General features: G+C 42.2%; 17 protein-coding genes. 6 read left to right on the top strand and 11 right to left on the bottom strand.

The genetic code is table 11. The features are described 5' to 3' along the window. Positions 1-105: 105 nt before the first annotated feature. Positions 106-681: a TlpA family protein disulfide reductase gene (locus ACXAH9_RS13105; RefSeq protein WP_474895309.1), complete on the top strand. Its 576-nt coding sequence runs from the start codon at positions 106-108 to the stop codon at positions 679-681. Here the strand turns inward: ACXAH9_RS13105 and ACXAH9_RS13100 are convergent. Both ACXAH9_RS13100 and ACXAH9_RS13095 read right to left on the bottom strand, forming a co-directional pair. Further along, positions 664-1,674 (bottom strand): arginase family protein, encoded by a 1,011-nt coding sequence (locus ACXAH9_RS13100; RefSeq protein ID WP_474895308.1) that lies wholly within the window; start codon positions 1,672-1,674, stop codon positions 664-666. The genes ACXAH9_RS13105 and ACXAH9_RS13100 overlap by 18 nt on opposite strands. Next, positions 1,675-2,163, bottom strand: a complete 489-nt coding sequence (locus ACXAH9_RS13095; protein ID WP_349563169.1) for a SixA phosphatase family protein — start codon at positions 2,161-2,163, stop codon at positions 1,675-1,677. Between the two features lie 165 nt (positions 2,164-2,328). Here ACXAH9_RS13095 and topA point away from each other — a divergent pair, with 165 nt between their 5' ends. Genes topA through ACXAH9_RS13080 form a run of 3 tightly spaced genes read left to right on the top strand, consistent with a single transcriptional unit; the run spans position 2,329 to position 5,772 of the window. After that, positions 2,329-4,656 carry a type I DNA topoisomerase gene (gene topA / locus ACXAH9_RS13090; RefSeq protein ID WP_474895307.1) on the top strand — a complete coding sequence of 776 codons (2,328 nt, stop codon included), beginning with the start codon at positions 2,329-2,331 and terminating at the stop codon, positions 4,654-4,656. A 50-nt stretch (positions 4,657-4,706) separates the two neighbouring features. Next, the gene (locus ACXAH9_RS13085; protein WP_474895306.1) at positions 4,707-5,183 is read left to right on the top strand and encodes an RNA polymerase sigma factor; all 477 of its coding nucleotides are present in this window, start codon (positions 4,707-4,709) and stop codon (positions 5,181-5,183) included. Beyond that, a complete protein-coding gene (locus tag ACXAH9_RS13080; RefSeq protein ID WP_474895305.1) occupies positions 5,176-5,772 on the top strand; it encodes a hypothetical protein in 597 nt (198 codons plus the stop codon). Before ACXAH9_RS13085 ends, ACXAH9_RS13080 begins: the two co-directional genes overlap by 8 nt. 52 nt (positions 5,773-5,824) lie before the next feature. On the opposite strand, the gene dnaN is transcribed toward ACXAH9_RS13080, so the two are convergent. The 5 genes from dnaN to gldA all read right to left on the bottom strand — a co-directional run bounded on the left by dnaN (position 5,825) and on the right by gldA (position 11,230). Then, on the bottom strand, positions 5,825-6,949 hold the full coding sequence (gene dnaN / locus ACXAH9_RS13075) for a DNA polymerase III subunit beta (protein ID WP_349563177.1): 1,125 nt from the start codon (positions 6,947-6,949) through the stop codon (positions 5,825-5,827). A gap of 93 nt (positions 6,950-7,042) precedes the next feature. Further along, positions 7,043-7,933 carry a hypothetical protein gene (locus tag ACXAH9_RS13070; protein ID WP_474895304.1) on the bottom strand — a complete coding sequence of 297 codons (891 nt, stop codon included), beginning with the start codon at positions 7,931-7,933 and terminating at the stop codon, positions 7,043-7,045. Next, positions 7,930-9,609, bottom strand: coding sequence for a gliding motility-associated ABC transporter substrate-binding protein GldG (gldG, locus tag ACXAH9_RS13065; protein ID WP_474895303.1), 1,680 nt, complete (start codon positions 9,607-9,609; stop codon positions 7,930-7,932). Before gldG ends, ACXAH9_RS13070 begins: the two co-directional genes overlap by 4 nt. Beyond that, positions 9,606-10,334 (bottom strand): gliding motility-associated ABC transporter permease subunit GldF, encoded by a 729-nt coding sequence (gene gldF, locus ACXAH9_RS13060; protein WP_474895302.1) that lies wholly within the window; start codon positions 10,332-10,334, stop codon positions 9,606-9,608. The genes gldG and gldF overlap by 4 nt, the downstream gene beginning before the upstream one ends. Beyond that, entirely contained in the window at positions 10,331-11,230 is a 900-nt protein-coding gene (gene gldA / locus ACXAH9_RS13055) for a gliding motility-associated ABC transporter ATP-binding subunit GldA (RefSeq protein WP_474895301.1), read from the bottom strand. Before gldA ends, gldF begins: the two co-directional genes overlap by 4 nt. A 125-nt stretch (positions 11,231-11,355) precedes the next feature. Here gldA and ACXAH9_RS13050 point away from each other — a divergent pair, with 125 nt between their 5' ends. After that, positions 11,356-11,880: an NADPH-dependent FMN reductase gene (locus ACXAH9_RS13050; protein ID WP_474895300.1), complete on the top strand. Its 525-nt coding sequence runs from the start codon at positions 11,356-11,358 to the stop codon at positions 11,878-11,880. Positions 11,881-11,984: 104 nt separating this feature from the next. Then, positions 11,985-14,870: a CHAT domain-containing protein gene (locus ACXAH9_RS13045; RefSeq protein ID WP_474895299.1), complete on the top strand. Its 2,886-nt coding sequence runs from the start codon at positions 11,985-11,987 to the stop codon at positions 14,868-14,870. Here the strand turns inward: ACXAH9_RS13045 and ACXAH9_RS13040 are convergent, their stop codons facing one another. The 4 genes from ACXAH9_RS13040 to ACXAH9_RS13025 all read right to left on the bottom strand — a co-directional run. Then, positions 14,871-16,925, bottom strand: coding sequence for an OmpA family protein (locus ACXAH9_RS13040; protein ID WP_474895298.1), 2,055 nt, complete (start codon positions 16,923-16,925; stop codon positions 14,871-14,873). It abuts the gene before it with no gap. A gap of 1 nt (position 16,926) precedes the next feature. Continuing rightward, positions 16,927-17,967, bottom strand: coding sequence for a PorP/SprF family type IX secretion system membrane protein (locus tag ACXAH9_RS13035; protein ID WP_474895297.1), 1,041 nt, complete (start codon positions 17,965-17,967; stop codon positions 16,927-16,929). Beyond that, positions 17,964-19,163, bottom strand: coding sequence for a FlgD immunoglobulin-like domain containing protein (locus ACXAH9_RS13030; protein WP_474895296.1), 1,200 nt, complete (start codon positions 19,161-19,163; stop codon positions 17,964-17,966). Before ACXAH9_RS13030 ends, ACXAH9_RS13035 begins: the two co-directional genes overlap by 4 nt. Positions 19,164-19,167: 4 nt before the next feature. Next, positions 19,168-23,722: beta strand repeat-containing protein (locus tag ACXAH9_RS13025; RefSeq protein WP_474895295.1), on the bottom strand; the 4,555-nt coding region annotated here is incomplete at its 5' end.

Raw genomic sequence — 23,722 nt, 5'->3', positions numbered from 1 at the left:
TATAAAAATACTAAGTGCTTTTATAAAAAAAGAAAGATCACTTACTGACCGAAAAAGGGAATCTTTTACCAGTTTTGGGTGTCATTGTTGCTTTAACCCCTAATAATGAAACAAAAAATCAAAAAAGAGCTACTGGAATGGATTGTTTTGCTTTCTGTTTTCGGAATTATTTATCTGGCTGGATGGCATACAGAAGTCATTGGACGAATACAGCAAGTGGTTCTTTCCACTGGGGTTTTTCAACCATCAATAGTTGATGAAGATAAAACTGCCTCTTATGATTTTACGATTGAGGATTTAGATGGGAAGAAGGTCCAATTTGAAGAATTTAAGGGAGAAGTAGTCTTCATAAACTTTTGGGCCACCTGGTGTCCTCCGTGTGTAGCCGAAATGCCTGATATCCATCGACTATATGAGTCAAAAAAAGAACAGGTTAAGTTCGTGATGATCTCACTGGATCAGGATGAGCAAAAGGCTCGCAGATTTATCGAAAAAAAAAGGTTTGAATTTCCAGTCTATTTCCTGAAATCCAAGCTACCCAACGGCTACAACACCCATTCCATCCCTACCACTTATGTATTGGATAGAAAAGGAACGATCAAAGTTGAAAATCACGGCATGGCCAAATACAACACTGATAGCTTTCGTCAACTTTTGACTGAATTATTTGAAGGAGAGTAGGTCATTCGAAACCCCGGTTAAGGCAGCTAGACGGTATATGATCCGGGCAGCTACATTAGCATCCCATGAATCATATCCTGTTTCACATACATCAAAACCAATGATTTTTCTTCCAGATTTAACTACCTCTTCTAATAAATAAACAGCTTGATTGAACTGCAATCCTCCTGGAACTGGTGTGCCCGTTTTGGGACATAATGAGGGATTCAACCCATCCACATCAAAGCTGACGTAAACATTTTGTGGGAGCGAATCCACGATTTTACTTACTTGCTCTTTCAGCGAAACACCATCTAAATATTGATTATATATATGCTCATCAAAAAAAACGTGGATTGGCTTAGCTGAGTCTGACACCATAGCCTCTTCCTCTTCACAATAATCTCTGATTCCAACTTGAGTTAAGGACTTAACACCTGATTCCTTTAGCGCATTGTACATGATACTGGCGTGAGAATATGTAAACCCCTCATAAGATGCTCTTAAATCCATATGGGCATCTATTTGTAGAATCCCAAAATCTTTCTTTTTCGCCAAAGCGCGAATCAGCCCCAAAGGTGACGAATGATCGCCCCCTATTACTCCCACTAGTTTTCCTAAATCAAAAAAAGAGGCGGCTGTTTCCTCAATTTTCAAATGGGTAGTTTCACAATACTCATTTACAAAAGCAAGCTGATCAGCCTCCGGCTCTTTACCAGCTTCCAATGCCTTTATGATATTTATCGCCCTTCCTCTTTGAATTTCATTTTGACTCGCCACAACGACTCTGTCATACATCGCCATTTTCAGCTCCCAGGGATTTTTAATTGAAAGCAGTGAAAGATCTAGCTGGGAAGATTCATCCAAAATAAGATCAGGAGCTTTGGATGTCCCCTGACCGTAAGACACTGTAACATCTAAATGAACTGGCAAAAAGACCAAATCCGATTCCTCCAGATTGTAAGGCAAACCAAAAATGCTCCCTTTCTTACCTACGGCGCTTGGATTATACATTTAATGATTAGGATGATAATAGCTTTCAAAAATACCAGTTCCCTGAGAGACCTCAGACCAATTTAACTTGTCAATCTTAATGGTGACGATACCTGCAGGCTCCATGTTTCCAATGATAGAATTGGATAGATACTCCCCAAAAAACGTGATTGTAGGATTATGACCAATAATTGCCACTTCATTATGGCTCTCAGAAAGCTCATTTAGAACTTGCAATAGTTCTCTTACCGAGGCATTGTAGATGATATCTTTGTATTCCACCACCTGCTCACTGATCTCAAGTTCCTCCACCAAATTCACTGCGGTTTCTCTTGTTCTTACAGAAGAGCTGCAAAGGATGATGTCCGGGTTAAAGTTTTGGTTAATCAGGTGACGACCCAAAGCTCGAACAGTACTTTGGCCTTCCAGCGTTAAATGTCGTTGTTCATCATTATTGCCACTTGGTTTTTCCGCGTATGAGTGTCTTATTAGATAGAGAGTTTTACTCATTGATTAGGTTCCTTTGTCCTAAATATAGCGGATTGAAATGGCTCTCCATAAACCAATTAAATTAAGTTTTTTCAATTTTCGTTTGAACAGGATTTAAATAGTCGTGTTATGTTTACGCGCAAATTGAGTTTTGCTCAACACTTTTTTGATCCAAAAACATCATTCATGGGAAAAAATCTTGTAATCGTAGAGTCACCGGCAAAAGCCAAAACAATCGAAGGGTATTTGGGAAAAGATTTTGAAGTGAAATCATCTTATGGGCATGTGAGAGATTTACCGAAGGATGATTCTGCTATTGATATCGAGAATGATTTTAAGCCCACCTATGAAATCTCCAAGGACAAAAAAGAGGTGGTAAAGGAGCTGAAAAAACTGGCCAAACAAGCAGAGACTATTTATCTCGCATCGGATGATGACCGTGAAGGAGAAGCAATTTCCTGGCATCTGGCCGAAGCTCTGGATTTGGATGATAAAAAAACAAGGCGCATTGTATTCAGGGAGATTACTAAGAACGCCATCCAAAATGCCATCAAGAATCCCAGGGGTATTGATATCGATTTAGTGAATGCCCAGCAAGCTAGAAGAATTCTGGATCGACTCGTAGGGTTTGAGCTTTCTCCGGTACTTTGGAAAAAGATAAAAGGCGGCCTGTCCGCAGGAAGGGTACAGTCTGTGGCAGTTCGTTTGGTAGTTGAGAGAGAGCGCGAAATAGCCAATTTCAAGCCTGAATCATCCTATCGAATTACAGCTGAATTCAATTTGGAAGGCGGCAAGATTTTAAAAGCTGAGCTTCCGAAGAAATTCAAGTCTGAAGAAGAGGCAATGGACTTCCTTCAGAAATGTAATGGTGCTGATTTTAGCATTGAAAACCTGGAAACCAAACCGGCAAAGAAATCCCCTGCTCCACCATTTACCACATCCACCCTTCAGCAGGAAGCAAGTAGAAAGCTGGGGTATTCTGTTGCCAGAACTATGTCAGTAGCACAGAAGCTGTATGAAGCAGGAAAGATCTCATATATGAGAACAGACTCACTGAACTTATCAGACGAAGCACTGGCTGGAGCGGCTTCTGCGATCAAATCCAATTACGGGGACGATTATGCTCACAGACGAACGTTTAAAACTAAAAAGGCTGGTGCTCAGGAAGCTCACGAAGCAATCAGGCCAACAAACTTTGATGTGCAGGTAACCGGAAAGGATGATGCAGAAAAGCGACTTTACGAACTTATCTGGAAGCGAGCGATAGCCTCCCAAATGGCTGAGGCCAAATTAGAAAAAACTACAGCAACGATTGGCATCTCCACAACAGAAGAAAAACTGGTTGCCAAAGGAGAAGTTGTTAAATTCGATGGCTTCTTAAAGGTCTACATCGAGTCCACAGACGATGAAAACGGAGAAGAAGAAAACACCAAAATACTTCCCCCTCTTTCTGTCGGTCAGGCATTAGACCTGAAGGAAATTTTGGCTAAACAAGGTTTCACCAGACACCCACCACGATATACTGAAGCCAGTCTTGTGAAGAAACTGGAGGAAATGGGGATAGGAAGACCGTCTACCTATGCTCCTACCATTTCCACGATCCAAAAAAGAAATTATGTCGAGAAAGATTCCAGAGAAGGTCACGAACGGATTTCCATTGAGTGTAAACTGAAGAATGGAGAAATCAAGCGTGCGGAAGCAAAAGAAATCACCGGTGCTGAGAAGAATAAACTCTTCCCAACGAACACTGCCATGGTGGTCAATGATTTCTTGGTTGATCACTTTCCAAATGTGATCGATTATAGCTTCACCGCTGATGTAGAGCAACAGTTTGATGACATTGCCCAGGGTAAAACCATCTGGAACAAGATGATAGATAACTTCTATGGTGGTTTTCATTCCACCGTAGAAAAATCAAAAGACCTGGACCGATCAGAAGTGAACCAGGTTCGTGAGCTTGGTGAGCACCCCGAAACCGGTGAAAAAATCTATGCACGTCACGGAAAATATGGTGCCTACGTACAAAAAGGTGAGCTAGTGGAAGGAGAAGAAAAGCCTCAATATGCCAGCCTGAAACACGGGCAGTTTATGGACACCATCACAATTGAGGAAGCGTTAGAGCTCTTCAAGCTCCCTCGTGAGGTAGGTACTTTTGAGGATAAGCCGATGGTAGCAGCCGTTGGTAGATATGGGCCCTACATTCGTCATGATGGCAAGTTTGTATCCCTTAAAAAAGAACAAGATCCATTAACAATTACGGCCGAAGAGGCCATCGAACTTATCCATGAAAAGCGTGAGGCAGATGCCAATAAATACATCAAAACCTTCGACGAAGATGAAGAAGTATTTGTACTGAATGGTCGTTACGGTCCTTACATCAAGTTTGGAAAGAAGAATGTAAAGATTCCAAAGGACAAGAAACCAGAGGAACTTACCTACGAAGAATGTAAAGATCTGGCAGAAAAAGCCCCTGAGAAAAAAGGGCGAGGTAGAAAGACGGCCAAGAAAAAATAAACTCACCCCTATGAAATAAATTAGGGCTTTCATCAACTAACACCCCAAACGTGTCGGAAGACTTCTTCAAATCGTACGTAGAAGAGCACATGTCTATCATTATGCACTTGTGCAGGGCCTACGCTCGAAATGAGGAATCTCTTAAAGACCTTGTTCAGGAAGTGACATTGCAACTGTGGCGATCTCATAAATCGTTTCAGGGCAACTCTCAGCTTTCTACCTGGATTTATCGTGTCACGCTTAATGTTTGTCTTTCACATTCAAAAAAACTGAAAAGAAAGGTTGAAACTGTTCCTTTAGAGTGGCGGGAAGATTCTCCTGAAGAATCAGATCCTGAAAAAGAGCAAATAGAAAAACTCTACCAGGGAATCAGGAAACTAAAGGAGTCTGAACGAGCGATAATTCTACTTTATTTGGAGGATAAGAGCTACAAAGAAATGAGTGAGATTCTTGGTATTACGGTTAGTAACGTGGGAGTAAAAGTGAGCAGACTTAAGGAGAAATTAAAAGGAATTATCAATGGCTGAAGAGTTTGACATACAATCAGTCTGGAAGAAAAGCAAAAAGAATACAGACGTTTCTACTTTTCGGATCGAAACACTGGAAAAGAAAGGCACCAAAACCACGATGTATTGGATCAAAGTGGTGCTGTGGATAGAGTTTTGGATGAATCTGATATTACTTCCAATTATTATTCCTTACCTAATCAGAAAGGAAGAACCTACTTGGTACATTGGTATTTATGTTGGAGTAACAATCATATATTTCATCTATTATCAATTTCTAATTCGGCAAATAAATCGATTTAATTACGACGGTAACGTAATCCATAGTCTCAAGAAAGTATACGGCTACCTCAGATTCTTTTTGCTTCATTATAAAGTTGTTATATGGTTCTCTATGATTTTTGGTCTCATTTATGGTTTTGTTGCACCTGAAAATCAGGAAGCACTTTCAGGATTACAGACAACTAAACAATGGGTCATAGCCATTGGATTCTCAACATTAATCGTAGCAGTGGTAGGCGGCCTAATGCATTTATTGGTACACTTGATATATGGAAGAAAAATCAAGCGCTTAAAGCGAATGGTCAGAGATCTGGAAAGTGAAGAATAAAAAAAGCGACAAACTTATTTGTCGCTTTTCAATTTCATTTTAATGAATTGGCTTAAACCTGATTATTCAGCATTACTGGCATTACCAGCATCAGGATATCCTCCTCTTCATCTTTTTCATTCGGCGTGATGATACCTGCTTTGTTTGGTGCACTTAATCTCAATGTGATATCATCTGAATCAATGTTGCCCAACATTTCAACAAGGAATTTTGCGTTGAAGCCTATTTCTAAATCCTCTCCATCATGCTCACAAGAAAGTCTTTCATTTGCTTCATTTGAGAAATCCAGGTCTTCAGCTGAAATCATTAGCTCACTTCCGGTAATTTTTAATCTCACCTGATGAGTGGTCTTGTTGGCATAGATCGCAATACGCTTCAACGAGCTCAGAAGCTCGTCTTTCTTCACCACAACCGTATTGTTATTATCCAGCGGAATCACATTCTCATAATCCGGGAAGCGCTCATCAATCAAGCGACAAATCATCTTCACCTGATTGAAATTGAAGAATGCATTCGAAGCATTGAACTCTACATTCACATTCGTAAGCTCCTGAGGTAGAGTCGCTTTCAATAGTGTGAGCGCTTTTCTAGGAATAATCATGCTGTGACTCATGTCAGCAGCAACGTCCACTCTTCGATACCTTATCAGTCGATGACTGTCAGTAGCTACAAATGTGGTATTTGTCTCATCCAGCTTCACAAACACACCCGTCATTGCAGGTCTCAACTCGTCGTTTGAGGTCGCGAAAATGGTATTGTTAATTGCTCTTCCTAAAACCTCTGAAGACATATTCACAGAGTAGCCATCAGAAACCGTAGGTATTTTAGGGAAATCTGTAGCATTCTCCCCGGCTAACTTGTATCGACCATTGTCCGAGTTAATTTCAATACTGTAGGTATTGCTATCAATAGAAAATGTCACAGGCTGTTCAGGTAGGTTCCTCAAAGTCTCTAATAAAATTTTTGCTGGAATGGCGATGCTACCGTCTTCCTTAGCCTCAACTTGCAGCTCAGTGATCATGCTGGTTTGTAAGTCAGATGCTGTTACTGTCAGGTTGCCGTCATTGATTTCAAAGAGAAAATTTTCAAGGATTGGTACTACCGGATTAGTAGTAATGACGCCATTGATGGCTGACAATTGCTTTAAAAGATAGGATGATGATACTATGAATTTCATATGTGAGTAAAGCTTATTGATAAAAGGCTACCTGCCTCTTTTTTCGGGACGCTAATTTAAGCACAAAATATGAGATAAACAGTTGTAATATGATCAGTTAAGTGGATCAGGATGCGATAAAATGCGTTGCACTCTTCCAGCATCCAATACCATGCGCTGACCCTCTCCATCTACTGCTAAATGATAGCCCTGATTATCCAGACTTGGGTAGATCTGAAGCACGTATGGTGCCTCTCGTTTAATGTCCTGAATAGATATTGTTGCGATAGGTTCCGTTTCAAACAGACTATCCAAGTGTGGAAATCTTCCTTGTGACACCATCTCATTTGCCTGAAACTGCTGAAATTGATTGAGGTAGCCAACCACTTTTGAACTGTCAGAAGGCGTCCGTCCATCAATCACGAAAAAGGTGTCATCAAAAGTGATTTCAAAATCATTACTTGGTTTGTCAACTGTCAGCTTTTGTATGGTTCGCCAGCTTCCGTCTATAATTAGCCGGTCTCTCCACTGGTCAGGATGTAAGACAAAAATATCAGCCACATTATCCCTGTAGCCAGGAACTGCCACCTCCTTTGCAACTCCCTCTGAAATGAAGTATGTCTTGGTCTTGTTGGCGTTTGTCGCAAACTGAAAACGATATCGGGAATTAAAGTCAAACTCCACTTCAGCGCTTCCCATTATTTCCCGATCCCAATCTTCAATAGTTCTTCCAACCTCTACCCTTTCAAGCACTGAAATCAATGTATTTATAAAACCTTCATCTGCCTGGTATTCACTGTTGAGTCTCCAGCCTTCACCAGTTCGTTCAATCTTGGTTGTGTCTTCATCCACCACAAACAGGAACCGACTGACATTCTCCAGATCTTCCGACGAAAAGTACTTGGCAGCTTTTATGGAATCGTCACTACCTCCCGAGAAAAACAACCAAAGATTGGCACCTAGGAGTAGCACAATGGTGATCAGGTATTTGACAGACTTACTCATGACTTAGCGAATTTCTTCTTTCTTAAATACCATTTCAACCCACCAATGATCAATATCAATATCACGGGTGCTACCAGGTTGATTATCTGCCATTTGGTTCTTTCCTGCTTGACTTTCACACGATCCAATGGGCGTATTTTCACCTCTCTTGATCTGGTCTCTATTAGCCCGGAATCATCCACCATGTAATCCAAAATATTCAGAATAAACTCTTCATTCGCATAGGTGGTTTTTGTAAAGGGTTCTACCCCCAATCCAAGCGGCTCACCTGTTTCGGGATCCAGGTCATTGCGAATGATATCACCGTCACCAATCACGATGACTTTACCCGGCTCACCTTTCTCTATAAACGACTTTTTATCACCCCCCCTTGGTATCAATCGATTAGCGTACAAGGATGTAAACTTTCCTTCCAGTAAATATCCAACCGTTTTAGGACCGTCGGTGAATTTTTCTGGTCTTAGCTCATCTCGCAAATCATTAAATGCTACCCGAACCGGAGGCCCCAGTAGCTTAGTATATTGACTGGTGTTGATCAATGGTGTCTTAGTTATCCCTTTTGCTTTTACCGTATCAATTTCAGACACAAACCGTCCCAGAATAGCATCCAGATTTCTCACCGATGGATGCTTACTGAAATTTGTCAGCACCGGGAAAAATGGCCATGGGATCATCTGAATTTGAGGCTGATTACCCATATTTCCTGCTACGACCGGAAACTGGCCACTGTTTACATCCAACACATAGTTTTGATTGACTCTTACACCGTATCGGAAAAGCTGATCAGAGAGATTTGTTTCATATGGAATTGCCACCGTTCCTTCACCTGAGGCACTATCCATATTCACACTTAAAGCATCAATAAAATAGACCAGGTTTCCTCCTCTCATCAGGTACTGATCCACAAGATATTTTTCACGTTCAGTGAATGGTCGGGTCGGTTTACCAATGACCACCGCATCATATCCACTCAATTCTTCCCGACCATTTAGCGAAACATTGAAAAGATCAAACTTGGATAGAACCGTACTTCTGAAACCCGCCAGATCCAATGAATCAGGAGAGCCATGTCCTGTGATGTATGCTACTTTCTTTGTCCCTCCATCGACAAGCTGTGCGATGGTTGAAGCCAACTCATATTCCAGTCCCTCGATGCTTTGATTGAGAATGCCTTCCGGACCTGCAGCACTGCTACCCTTCAGCAAGTTTGCCGGCACTTCATTCATTCCTTTGGATACCAACGCCCCCGGAAAAATGAGTTTCTCCATCTTATCACCATCGGCATTCTTATAGTTCAGGTTAGTGGCCTGAACTCCTTTATCTATCAAGGATTGGTAAAACTGATTTCTAGCCTGAAGATTAGTTGCCTGGGCCGGGTCTGTGAATTTATATTGGATTCGATTGTTGCTCTCCAGGGCAAACTGATCCAGCATCTCCCCGATGGATTTTTGGAACCGCTCAAAATTAGACGGCAAATCTCCCGCTAAATACACCTCGAAGAACACATCCTCATCTAGTGATTGAAGAAGGCTTATTGTTGCGTCAGAAATCGTATATCGCTTTTCCTCGGTCAGGTCAAATTGTATGCGAAATCGATCAGCCAGCTGATTGACCAACCAAACAGAAAGTAAGACAACCAATGTTTGAAGTATGACGATTTTTCTTCCCTCACTCATCCTTTTTGCACGTTTAATACAATTCGTGTGACATACAAGAAAAGTACGATCATCGATAAAAAGTAGACAACATCGCTCATGTCAATAAGCCCCTTGCTAAGGGTCTCGTAATGTGACAAAATACCAATCTGAGCAATGATATAAGAGGTCTCTGACCAAATATTAATCGAGGCGACTGAGTCAAAGCCGGCATAAAAAGCAAAACACAGAAAGGCAGCAAGAATAAAGGAAACAATCTGATTACCCGTTAATGCGGATGAAAGAATACCAATTGAAGTGAAGATTCCTCCAAGCAAAATCAACCCGATGTAAGAGCCTGTAATTCCGGCTGTATCCAAATTTCCAACCGGGTTTCCCAGGTAGGAAAGTGAGAAGTAATAAACGAGTGTAGGAAGGATAGAAAAAATTACCAACAGAAAACCTGCAAAGAACTTTCCCACGACAATTTCAATATCCCGAAATGGAAGAGTATATAACAATTCAATCGTGCCGCTGCGCTTCTCCTCAGCAAACGCTTTCATCGTGATTGCAGGTATGAGAAACATGAAAACATAGGGAGCCAATGAAAATAGTGTTTCCATGCTGGCATACCCATAGTCGAGTACATTCGTGTCTGGAAAGACCCACATCAGCAGCCCAATACCGATCAAGAAAATCCCGATTACCACATAGGCGATAAGTGAGTCAAGGAATTCGTTTATTTCTTTTTTTAGGATTGTGATCATTTCCCTTTCGTCAGTTGCTGAAAAACTCCTTCTAATGACTGTTCTTCTTTTGAGATATTGATCAATGGTAGCCCATTTTCGCCTACCAACTTCATTATCAATTTTCTTGGGTCATCCTTGGCTGAAATGTGATAAAAACTCACAGCCGACTTTGAGACAGACAACCCTTCCCTTTCAAATAGTGAAACATCAATTTCCTCTTCAAATTCCACTTTGTAGCTGATCGTATCTTCCTTCATAGCTTTGAGGTTTTTCACCTCGTCATCTGCTACAATCTGTCCTTTATTGATGATCACCACCTTATCACAAAGTGCTTCTACCTCCTGCATTATATGTGTAGATAGGATTACTGTTTTATCCTTACTGGCCTCCTTTATGACCTTGCGGATCTCCACCAATTGATTGGGATCCAACCCACTTGTAGGTTCATCTAATATCAGCACCTGGGGGTCGTGTATAAGGGCCTGAGCTAAACCGACACGCTGACGATACCCCTTTGATAATGCACCAATCTGCTTATGTTGCTCCCGCTCAAGTCCGCACATTTCTATCATCTCTTTCACCCTGATATTCTTGGCTTTCAAACCGTAGGATGATGCAATAAACCCAAGATATTCCTTCACATACATCTCCAGGTAGAGCGGATTGTTTTCCGGCAAATAACCTGTAAGCTTTTTTACTTTCAAGGGCTCCTTAGAGACATCTACTCCATCCACCAGCACTGATCCAGAAGTAAGACCAATATATCCTGTAGCAATCTTCATGGTGGTGGATTTACCGGCACCATTGGGCCCCAGAAAACCTGTGATTTTTCCCTTCTCAGCCTCAAACGATATACCGTCCAGTGCCTTCTGCGTGCCGTAAACTTTGGTTAGATGATTAACAGTGATAGACATTTGAACTAAAAGTCGTTCTTCTGGTTTACAGGTTTGTGTTTCTTTGCAATCTCGTGAGAAACGCAATTATCGGGCAAATATTTCTTTATGCGTCCACATCTACAATATTGATTTAAAAATCCTGTATGATAACCATCATAAGCGGCACCAACAGAAAAAATTCCATATCAAAACAAGTAGCACTTCAATATCAGGAGATTCTGACCAATAATGGAGTGGATTCCACTATCATCGATCTGGAAAAACTTCCTGCTGATTTTATTAGCTCTGCTCTTTATGAAAATCAAGGTACTAATGTCGATTTTAATCCCATTAGAGAGCACATGAAGCACGCTCAGAAATTTGTATTCATTGTGCCTGAGTACAATGGGTCTTTTCCAGGGATTTTGAAAACCTTCCTTGACGCATTGGAATTTCCCGGAACCCTCAAAGGAAAAAAATGCGCACTGGTCGGCCTTTCATCGGGTGTTCAGGGTGGTGTAATGGCCATGAGTCATCTTACTGATATTTTCAACTATCTCGGCATGCATGTGCTTGCCCTAAAGCCTAAATTGATTCGCATCAATGGAAAAATGGAGAAAGGGAAAATCTCAGATGAGTCTTACCTAAAGCGATTGCAAGACCAGGCGCAAGCTATTATTGACTTTTAGACCCTTTTCATCGTAAATGTGTCGTTATTGATAGGAAAAGAGTCATATAGAAGGTGAGATTTCCATATCCTTGCTAAATTCATTTTCTAAATCTGAGGATACATATGTTCCGAATTGCTGCAGTAGGTCTAATTCTTATTTTGAGCTTCCACTCCAGTGGTCAAACATGTCTTCAGAAACTGGATAGTGCTAACCATTTCAAATACGATTATCCACTCAAAGCAAAATTCTACGCTAACTCATTACTAACAGACCTTGATTCCGGCAACTGTGTAACAGAAATCGGGATTGCAGGATTGTACAACAACGTAGGCCTTGTACTATGGGAGGTAAATGACCGCCAAAGAAGTCTTACTGCATTTCACAATGCGATCAGCAACAAGGTGAGCAACCAAGATTCCATTCAAAAAGATCTTCTGGGCATCTATTACAACTTGTCTGCCCTATATCAGGAACTTGGAAAGTTCAACGAAGCAGGTAAATACCTTGATCTTGCAGGTAGAGTAACAGAACGTACATATGCTGATGATCCTAAAGCACAAGTTCGATACTACTTCGCACAGGGGGTGTACCATCGTGAGGTAGGAAATTTTGAGGAAAGCCTTGATGCTTTAAATCAGGCCATTGAGCTGGGCTCATACAATGATTCAATACGAATATCACTACAAATAGAATTGGGAACGACCTTTCGGGACTTTGGAGACCTTAGCAGAAGCGAGACAGAGCTCCTGAAAGCAGTGGAGATGGCCAAAGGAAAAAATGAGGTCCAATATTTACGTGCGATCGACCGTCTTTCTGCACTTAAAATCGAACAGGGTGAATATTCCGATTCGGAAAACTACCTCCTCTACAACCTTGAACAAAAGGAAGAAAAGTACAATAATGATCCCATTGTAATGCTTGAGACACTTAATGGCCTTAGTGGTTTGTATTACCGTCTCAACGATCTCAAGTCTGCGAATGACTATATGACCCGAGCGCTGGATGTAGCTGGTGATATTCGCACAATCCGTCCTTACATGATCAACAACCTTGGCACTATCTACAAGCGACAAGGTGATATTGAAAAAGCTGAAGAGTGCTTCAAGGAGAGCTCTCAAGGCTTCCTGGACTTGTTCGGATCTATGAATCCGGACTATGCAAACAGCCTGAGTAATCTGGCTAGTATCTACAAAGAAAAAGGCGATCTAGGGAAAGCACTGGATCTTTATATGAAAGTGCTGGATATGGACAAAGTAATCTATGGAACTGAGCACGCCAACTATGCTACTTCACTCAATAATGTAGCGCTACTTTATCTCCAGTTTGGAAACTTCTCATTAGCCGGAAAGCTATTGCAAGATGCCAAGCGAATAAGGGCTCACGCGCTTGGTAATTATCATCCGCAGTACATAAAGACAGTTAATGACCTGGGGCTTTACTACATGATCGTCAAAGATTATCAATCTGCTATGGAATCCTTTGATCATGCCCTTGATGCAGAGATTAAGCACATGCAGGATATCTTCCCTGTCTTGACTGATAAGCAGCGAAAACTATATTTTGATGAAACCAGATACAACATTGAGCGCTTTTGTTCACTAGCATTTAAAGGTGATAATATCTACACTGAGTATGCCGAAAATGCATTGAACCACTTCCTGAATACCCGTGGTATTTTATTCTATGCATCAGAAAAAATGCGTCGATTGATCCAGACCAGTGATGACAATAAAATCAAGCAAGACTACAATACCTGGAGAGAGAAAAAGTACAGCCTGGCTCAGGCTTACCTGCTTACCGAAGAAGATCGTATAAAGCAAGGCATTTCCATTACGCACCTAGAAGAAGAATGCGCTCAGCTGGAAAAAGATTTGGCAAGAAAGTTTAAGGTATTTGCTGATCAGGAACGTACTACCTATCATCACTGGGGTGAAATCAGTAACTCATTAGGAGATAGCACGGCCATGATTGACATCATTCAATACAGAAATTATACTGTAGATGTTATTGATGAAGAAATTGAGCAAGGTTTTGAAGATCAGCCTAGATATGTTGCGTTCATCATCAAAGATGATAGCACGTTTATTCCGGTGAGGTTGGATGTTGAACAATTTGATAAAGCTTTTGCAAGCTACCGAAACTCACTGAAATTTGGGATCAAGGATAAGCTGAGCTACGGCGTTTTCTGGAATCCGGTAGATGAGCAACTAGGAGATATAAACAAAATATACCTCTCTCCCGATGGTATTTTTCATAAGTTAAATCCCGTTGTGTTCTTTGATGCCAGCACCAATAAATACATGGCAGATAAATACAATATTATCAATATAACCAGTGGTAAGGACTTGTTATATCGTGAAGATCAATCGCTTGCGACAGATGCAAAAATCTTTGGTAACCCGGATTTTTCTAAAATAGAGGGGTATTCATTGAAGCAATTGCCAGGTGCTGAACGGGAAGCAAGCGATATTTCGGAAATACTGGATGTAAGGCGCTGGAAAACCGAGACGTATTATTTCTCAGAGGCAACCGAAGATAAAATTAAAAGCTTTTCGAATCCAGGAATCATCCATATTGCTACCCATGGTTACTTCATTGAGGATCCAAATCACACCGATCCACTTCACAGCTCGGGACTATTCCTAAGCAAGTCTGAAACCAGCGAAAATGACGGATTATTGTCTGCATATGAAGCAATGAACCTGGTATTAGATGAAACAAACCTGGTGGTGCTTGCAGCCTGCGAAACGGGGCTTGGTAAGGTGCAAAACGGTGAAGGAGTTTTTGGACTTCAGCGTTCGTTTTTAGTAGCGGGTTCGCAAAACGTTTTACTTTCTCTTGTGAAGATCAATGACCAGGCAGCCAGAAACTTCATGAATCTGTTTTACAAACAGCTATTGGTAGAGAAAAATCCGCAGCAAGCATTTTTCAATGCACGTACTGAGTTCAGAAAAATAGACTCCAATCCATACAACTGGGGTGCCTACATCCTGGTATCAAAGGGATAATCAGCTTCCACCGGACGCGAATAGTGTAAAATCTTCCTCACCTACGACAAAAGAAACAGGTGTGTCTTTCACTTCATCCGGCATAATTCGTATCGTTTCTCCCGCAGTAAGCATGGTTTTTAGTTCGCCGTTCCATTGCTTTAGTTTACCCTCTGAAATCCCTAATGCTGTAGCCAATCGCTTAATTGTGATCGTTTTTCTTACGATGTAGGGTAAGGCTACTTTAAAATTGAGTGGTTCCCTGGCTTTTACAATCACTTCCACTCGCCGCTTAAGAATTCGTTTAAACCAATGATCATTTACACCTTCTGAAGGCAATTCACCTCTTGGCAACACATTGATAATAGCCGAATCTACTCCTAAGGAAACCAGATAATCTTTTGCAGAAGTTCCTCTGTTTTTACTTAGAATGATATTGGCCTGTGTGGGTCCGATGCTATCTGTAAAAGCTAATATTTCAATGGATTCCACAGCCTTACCTTCAATCTGTCTGACCAGACTAGCTAACGCAGACTGTGCTTCAGGCCTCAAGTCCGAAAGACCATAACTGAAAAACAATCGTTCAAATGAATACTCGCTGATCTCTCCGATAGTCGTATTACTCTGCAAAATCTTAGGCTTTGGTTTGCTTGGTCTAATGGGTTCGTAAAGGTCATAGCCAGCATAATCCTCCACCCTGAATGTAACCAAATCCAATGATTTTACATCCTTGAATTTGGAGGCTAACCTGGCGTCTATCAGTGACTCACCAGATATGAGTAGTGATAAGAATAGGCGTTCATTACTCACACTGAAGTAACTGATATTTAGTATTTCATGATCTTCTCTATTAGTAGCTAAAAATCCAACCGTATCGGAGATGTTGAAATAGGTATCATCCCAGGTGGAATTGAATGGATCTCCCAGATTATAAATCTGTGGCTCAAAAAAGGATTCTCCTTTAGCCGCAAACAGATCGTATCCTCCATATCCTACGTGTCCATCGCTTGCAAAAAGTAAGCACTCAAAAGCAGATGAATAGTAAGGTGTAATTTCATTTTCCGGAGTATTGATCACTGCTCCCATATTGATTGCAGGAGTCCACGATTCCTTTTCCAAACCCTTCAAACTCATCCAAATATCGCTACCTCCATTTCCTCCTGATCGATTGGAAACAAAAAACAACGTATCGCCAGTTGCAGATATGGAAGGTTGTTTGTTCTCGGAACCTGGTTCATTGATATAATCATTCAAAAATTGCGGTTCTGACCACTGACCATCCTCCAGGTAGCTTACCATAATTCCACAGTCTGCTCCCCCCTGCCCCCGGCAAGAAGAGAAATAAAACGTTTGGCCGTCTTTAGTGAAAGAACCAGACCCTTCCGCCCACTGCGTATTCAAATCAGCGAACTTTTGATCAGAAGAAGACGAGCGCCACCTATTGTTACTGCGTCTTTCAAAAGAAACCAGATCAGGTAGCAATCCTTCGTATTGACTACCTTCATATTGACTTCCAGCCAGTTTTCTCGTTGATGCAAATACCAGTTGATTATTCGAAGGATTGATAACCGCTCCAAAATCGTGAAAGCGGGAATTAATGTCGTCTAATGATTGAATACTGAATCCCCTGTCTGCTTTTTCCTGTCTCAAAGCCAGCTGACACCCCTCACGCTGTTTTCTGGACAGCTCCACCAGGTAAGGCTCAGCATCAGGAACGGATATCAAAAAGAAATAGAGGGAATCTGCTTCCTTAAATCGGCTCTCTTGCTTCAGTAGATTAGCATAATTATACAATGAACGTGCACGGTACTCATGATTCTGAATGTTACTAAGCGTTACAAATTCGCTTTTCGCCTCTTCATATTGCAAGGTTCGATGGTAGCATGATGCTAACCTGAAACGTGCGAAATGATTTTTTTTATCTATACCAACAATCCGCTCATAAAACTCTATTGCCTCGAGGTAGCGATCGTTTTGATACAGGTCATCAGCTATTCTCAACAGGCGTGGAACGGATTGTGCGAATAATGCTGACACCAGCAGTGCCAAAATAATCGACAGTAAGATTTTTCTCATATCAGAATATCGGACTGGATATGTTTCTTAAAGGATTGGACAAGTCCAGGTTGTAAGTTAATGAAACCTCGTATGTAGGCAATTGAGCTCCTTCAGCTTCTGTGATATCGAATGACTGAGTATTTAAATCCAGACTAAAGCCAATACGCAAATTTTCGATTTCAAATCCAGCTAAGACTATAATGGAATCTTCGAGGCGGTACCACGTGCCTGCTTGTAGTTGAACAGACCTTTTGGCCCGAGGTGAAGTGACAAGCGTGCTAAAGTAAAGCCCGGCATTAATCTGTTCTTTACCCTGAGAATACAGAACATATGCAGAAGGATGGATATACCATCTTGGAGCCATCAAAAATTTCGAAGAGGCAAACCCCTTGAAAAGGAAGCTTTTTCGAGCCCCCTCTAAACCATCAATGGCCACTAATGGTCGATTTAAGTTATCGACGCTTAATCCAACCAGAAGACTTTTATCTCTAATGTATCTGTTTTCATTGTCAAAAGCAGAGTAAATCACTCCGAAATTGAATGTAGGATAATAAATGGGATTGGCTCCCACGGATTCACCCACCAAGGTATTATCAAATCCTATGTATTTATTGAATTGTGAGCCCCAGGTGAGCTTGCTTCCATCTATCCGATGCTCCACCACTCCTCCTTGCAGTCCGAATATGACGTTTCGATTTTTAAACCTACTCAGGCGAAACGTGTATGCACCGGTTAAAAGTATCTTTCTGGAGCTATAGATTCCTTCAAATCCTCTTTTCTCCTGAAAAAAAGAAAGCCCTACCCCTCCAATTTGAAAATCTTTACTGGTTGTTTTTTTAATCGGATATGTGAAGGTAACCTGCATGAGCTCCAGGAATGAGTCTGAACTCTTTGATCCACCACGCTTATAGTTTGAATTGAATGAGAGGTTGGGGACGGTACCTGTAAACGCCGGGTTCAAAATCGTTCCACTCGCAAAGTATTGTGAAAACTGTCCCTCCTGTGCGCTAAGCAGAAAGAAAGAAAGACCACAAATCAGGTATATAAGGACCTTTTTCATTTTAGCAATAAAACTGAACCGGTTTTCGTGTACTCTTCAGATTCAGCTAATATACGCACGGTGTAATAGTATACACCATCAGGTGCCTCTTGCCCGGATGGTAAAATTCCATTCCATCCGTATTGTGTGATATCTACATCGGCAGCTGATTGATTAACGCTGTATACTTCCTGGTTGAAAGAGTCGTATACGGAGAAGGTGAAAGAACTAATAACTGCACCCGCAAAGTACGGACGGAAAATTTGGTTGTCTGCAATTGACCCATAAGGGGCAAAGGCATTAGGTACATAAAAAGTGGGCTCTACAATAATTGGAATCAATGCAATAGCCATTCTTCTTCCCTCCTGTGTGATCCAGATTGACTCCTCTGATGTAATTACTCCGGATGAGAAAGTAGCATCAGCATTGCTTACCGTTCCACTCAAGGCATGAAAGAGGGTGTCAGTTTTGGAAAACACCACAATGGCTGGCTCATAAGCCCTGGATCTAATGTTTTGTCCATTTGAAAAATTTTCTAAGTCCACACCTGAAAAGTTGACGGAGACCTGGGCTTCAACCGAATCGCCATTTACTTTTAATATCCACTCTACTTCATCGCTAATCCCAACCATATCTTCTCCCGGATAAAGGGTACTTTGATCAGGAATTTTACACTCTACACTTAAAACCGTATTTACGGGCAAATTAGCAATGGTCACGTAGTTGGGCGCATTGTTCACTCCCATGGGAAAAGTAACCGGACCTCCCTGTGAAAGCCCTACTAGTTTCCCTTCTACATACCCCTGGCCGCTACCCTGAGAACTACCTGTGACGAGAATATCATCCTCATCCTCCGCATCAATGACTCCATTAATAGTTTCTAAAGCTCCTGAAACAAGGACTCGATCAGTAAGCAAAACCAGTTTTCCTTGCTTATCTACGATAAAATCTCCCACATCCAACGTATCCCCATTCAGCTCCTGATCTGCTCTGCCCGTGAATTTGATATTACCAATATCAGTATTTAGCACAAAATCCATGTCGCTGTAGCTCACGATAGTTCCGATATTGGTAAGCGAGCCATTAAAGGTGGTGTTTCCGCCAAAGAAGAAGGTGGTACCATCTCCCACATACAAAGAAGTAGAGTCCCCCAAAGTAATGGATTGGGAAAAGCTAAAATGACTAATTAATAATATAATAAGTGAATACTTTTTCATCTTATTATGGTTGAGGACTTCTGCCTATTTCTACCCAAAAAGTACCGATATAAACAAGGTGTAAGGTTGCATTGACATTCATTGTGTAAGTAGGATTATTATTCGCCAACTGAATATTTGTACCCGCATTATCAACATCTACTATATCTACTCCAGCGGCCTGTGATATAAGAATTATTTCCTGTCCTTGCTGTCCAGCAACAATTTCACTAATCGAACCACCATCAAGCGTGACTATTCGAGTGTCACTTGCCACCGGATCTATATTGAATGGGCCAGTGACAGCACTTATCAGGTTACCACCCAAATTTACGTCTGATGCTACAGCCATACCACCATTCACATCAAGCTTTGCTGCAGGTGCAGCAGTACCAATGCCTACATCTCCCGTTGGGGTGATGGCAAAGTCAGCAGCACCATCCGTCAGGATAGATCCTGTATTTATTTTGAAGCTGTTACCCTGAGATTGGTCAATCCCCATTACTACTTGGTTGCCTCCCCTAACAAATCTGAGAGATGCATCCCCATCCGTTGCATCATTATTTCTAATTTGTAATAGCCCCGTTTTCACATTACTCGTTGCTTCAACAATTGCTGTTCCTAAACCAACTTCTACATGTAAAGCACCGGAAGGTGTAGCAACTCCAATACCCACATCTCCATCTGTAACAATGGAAGGACCACCACTATTGATTACTTCTATCCCTGTGGCTACACCACCGTTCATATTAACCAATACCCCGCGTGCTGCAGTATTTTGATTGACCTGAACCGCATCAATAACGCCAGATGGAGTGATGATTTCATTAGTCGCTCGTATCTCTCCATTGACATCAAGCGTAGATGCAGGTGTAGTGGTACCAATACCTACATTTCCGTTTTGTAGCCGCATGACCTCAGCTGTTGCCCCCGTTCCTTGCGGTGTTGAAGCAAAAATCAGGTCGGTTCCATAAATAGTTGAAGAATAAGGATCTGTGGCCTCAGCCCGAACTGCAGCACCCACCGGATACCCCGCAACATCATCACGTCCGGCAAATACTATTTCTCCTATTGGATCATTAAACGCTACTGGTGCTTCTCCACCTCCTTTGGTTCCGTTTGTCCGGGTGATGCGTAATTCTGAGGAGGCACCATAAGAATTGACAGCCATTATTGCTTGCCCACCCTCAGCATCTACCGCTAGTTGTTTCTGAGGTGATCCTGCTGAAAATGCTGGAGGGGTTGTTGTGCCAAATACAACGTTATCCGTGTCTTCGAACAAACCCATGGTAAATGAAGGACTACCCGGAGGAGTCCAGCTCAGTATGCCCGATCCATTTGTCGTCAATACCTCACCAATCGCTCCGTCACCATCCGGAAGGGTATACACTACAGAATTAGTCACTCCCATAACGTCCGGAGCTTTGAATCCTATGCTTTCAGAGCCATCTGCATCGGCAAAAATGATGGTTCCGGTAGTTGCACCATTTCCATCCATGTACAGTGAGCCAGCGTCGAAGATACCAACGCTATTTCCTTCAATGGATAATCCATCAACCAAACTACCACCTCCCGTAGGATTCGTGCTAAATATCATTCTTGACCCTAGATTTGATGGTGCGGCCCAGTTCTCAGAAGCTTCGGTTCGGATTTGTCCACCAAAAGCATAAGTTCCACCAGCTTCGTATCCTTCAAAAACGATTTCCCCCATTGCTTCATTAATCAGAATACCACTTTCACCTCCACCCTGAGTACCGTTAGCTCGTGTCAGGCGGAATTCTGAAATTCCTCCATTATAAGAGGATGCAGATACCACTGCTTTGCCAGAAGGAGCAGCACTTCCTATCTGAAAGTTTCCGACCCCAAAAGAATTAGAGGCACCTGCTGTAGATCCAAAAATGATTTCCTCGTTAACAGATTCGCTCAGATCTGAAGCGAAACCACCTCCTCCACCAAGACCTATCCAGGATCCTCCATCCCAACCTTCGAATGCGCCGGCTTCAAACCTCAACATGCCCGGCTGCTCATTTCCCACACCCGGGGATCCGAGGACAATCCCTTCATTTACGTATACATTTCCATCATTACGCATCTCCATCCAGTTGTTCACATCACCACCGGATAAATTGACAGGTGAATCAGGGGCTCCATTTACCACATTTAAGAAAAGTATTTCCCCATCGTCAAAAAAGATAAATGCTGCAGAATCGGAATTTGTGCGTAAAAGTTGATTTTGAGTGACATTGGTATAATCCGGGTAAAGATTGGATAGAATGGCATCTCCTAAAATAGCTTGTAAATCATTTCGAAAATGTCCCATCCCGAGTTCTCCTCCGATTTGAAGTGGTGCTCTTGGATCAGTTGTTCCTATGCCCACATTTCCATTCTTAATACGCATCATTTCATTCAAAGTGCTCGTGCCAGTAGGCGTGGCACTGAAAATCAGGTCAGTACCAGTTGTGCCGGCATAGGTATCTGTTGCTTGAGCCCCAATAGTTGCCCCAACTTGATATACCGAAACATTGTCACGACCGACGAAAGCTATTTCTCCCAACATATCCCCGATAGAAATTTCTGACTCCCCTCCCCCCTTGGTGCCATTTCCTCTGGCTAATCTTAATTCTGAATGGAATCCAAAGGAAGTAGCATTAAAGATCGCCTGAGCGGTTTCAGCTTCAATTCCCAAATGCTTATTAGCACCAGCAGCCTGAAAAACAGGAGGAGTAGATGTCCCAAAAACGACATCTTCTAAATCTTCAACCAAGCCCATCTGAAAATTAGGTGCCCCTCCTATCGGCTTCCATGCACCATCATAGCCCTCAAACCCGGCAATATCCGTATTAAATCGGATCATGCCAACAACCCCTGCAGGCTGATTAGCATTTGTTCCTACCGGAACTTTAATTGCGTCTGTTCCACCAACATCCAATGTAGCAGCCGGTGCGTTTGTTCCTATTCCAACGAACGGGTTGTAATTTGTACCATCACCGATAACCACCGTGTTGATTGTATTTGCAACAGTATTCGGTCCAATTGCAACTGCATCTGTTACACTTGCATTTACGGTCGCTCCGGCTCCTATTGCAATACTATTATTTGCGCCAGTTCCTACTAATGAACTTCCACCAATGGCAATACTTGAATTGGCGTTTGAACTTGCGAAAACACCCATTGATGCAGCGTTTATGCCATCCGCACCTGCGTTGGTCCCAATGGCGATGGCGTCTCCTCCGTTTGCATCAGCCGTCGTTCCAATCGCTATATTTCCACCCGTAGTGGCAATGGAATTATCTGCATTTGTTCCTATTGCCACATTATCGGAACCAGTTGTAATGCTTCCCCCGGCGTTGAAGCCCAAAATAACATTGTTCGCACCTGTTGAAAGTGACACTGGATTACTATTACCACCAATATTATTTCCATTACCATCAATGAAATAATCTCCGGCTGGAGGTGCGAAAGCGTCCCACCTTGAATTTGTATTATCCCATGCTAGTACATCACCGTCTGTAGGTGCATTAAAAGAAAGTGAGGTTGCTGTATTTAAATTAGTCAATGTGCTACCATCACCTACGAATGATGCTGCAGTTATAATACCATCATCAGTAACAGTCGCTACAGTTCCTCCTTGATCTCTAAAATCAAGAAGAACGGTAGTCGTTGGATCTACTTGGTTAAGTGTTAAGGCCGCTCCCGATCCGCTGAAGTTTTCGATTGAAACAACCGAATTTGTGGCTGCATTTGCAGTGAAATAAGCTGCATGGCCAGTACCGAGGTAGTCAACATCAATGGCATTTGCTGTTGATCCGGTATTATTGAAATTGATATCTAGTCCAATATCATCTGATGTATTGGCCATTTGGAGATAAATTCCACGTCCTACGCCTGTGCTGTTTTGATTTAACTGAAGCACATCACCATTGCCACTATTGGTTAACACGTTAGTTGAACCTCCACCGGTATTGGTAAGATCTAATAATGGTCCTACCTCACTAAGTGATTGTGTCTCAGGAAGAATGAGTCCGGCAGGAGCCAATGCATCCCATCTACTATTGGTGTTATCCCATGTTAATACATCACCGTCTGTAGGTGCTGTGAATGATGTATGAATGCTTAAATCGAATGATCCTTCAACAGCCGTCTCTACTTCCTGTAAGGCCGTTTTTACGGTTACATTATCGGTGATCGTTGTGCCTGTAAATGTTCCAAGATCCGTCGTTCCTGCAGCAACACCCGATAAAGTTTGAAGTGCATCCTGATTCGTGCCATCTACTCCCACATCACGACCATCGACGGTTCCAGTCGTTAATACATTGTTTGCTCCCATGTCCAGGTTGCCGGTCATTGTACCGCCGGCCAGGGCCAGCTTCTCCGCCTCCAACTCTGCAATCGCGGCATCTACATTCGTCGCGGCGATGTTGCCCGTCGCTGTGGATGTAACACTGGAGGCCGGTGGTGTACCTGCCGCCTCAACAGCCGTCTCTACTTCCTGTAAGGCCGTTTTTACGGTTACATTATCGGTGATCGTTGTGCCTGTAAATGTTCCAAGATCCGTCGTTCCTGCAGCAACACCCGATAAA

The organism is Ekhidna sp. ABH4_415, from assembly GCF_056161305.1.
This window is presented reverse-complemented; position numbering and strand designations above follow the sequence as displayed.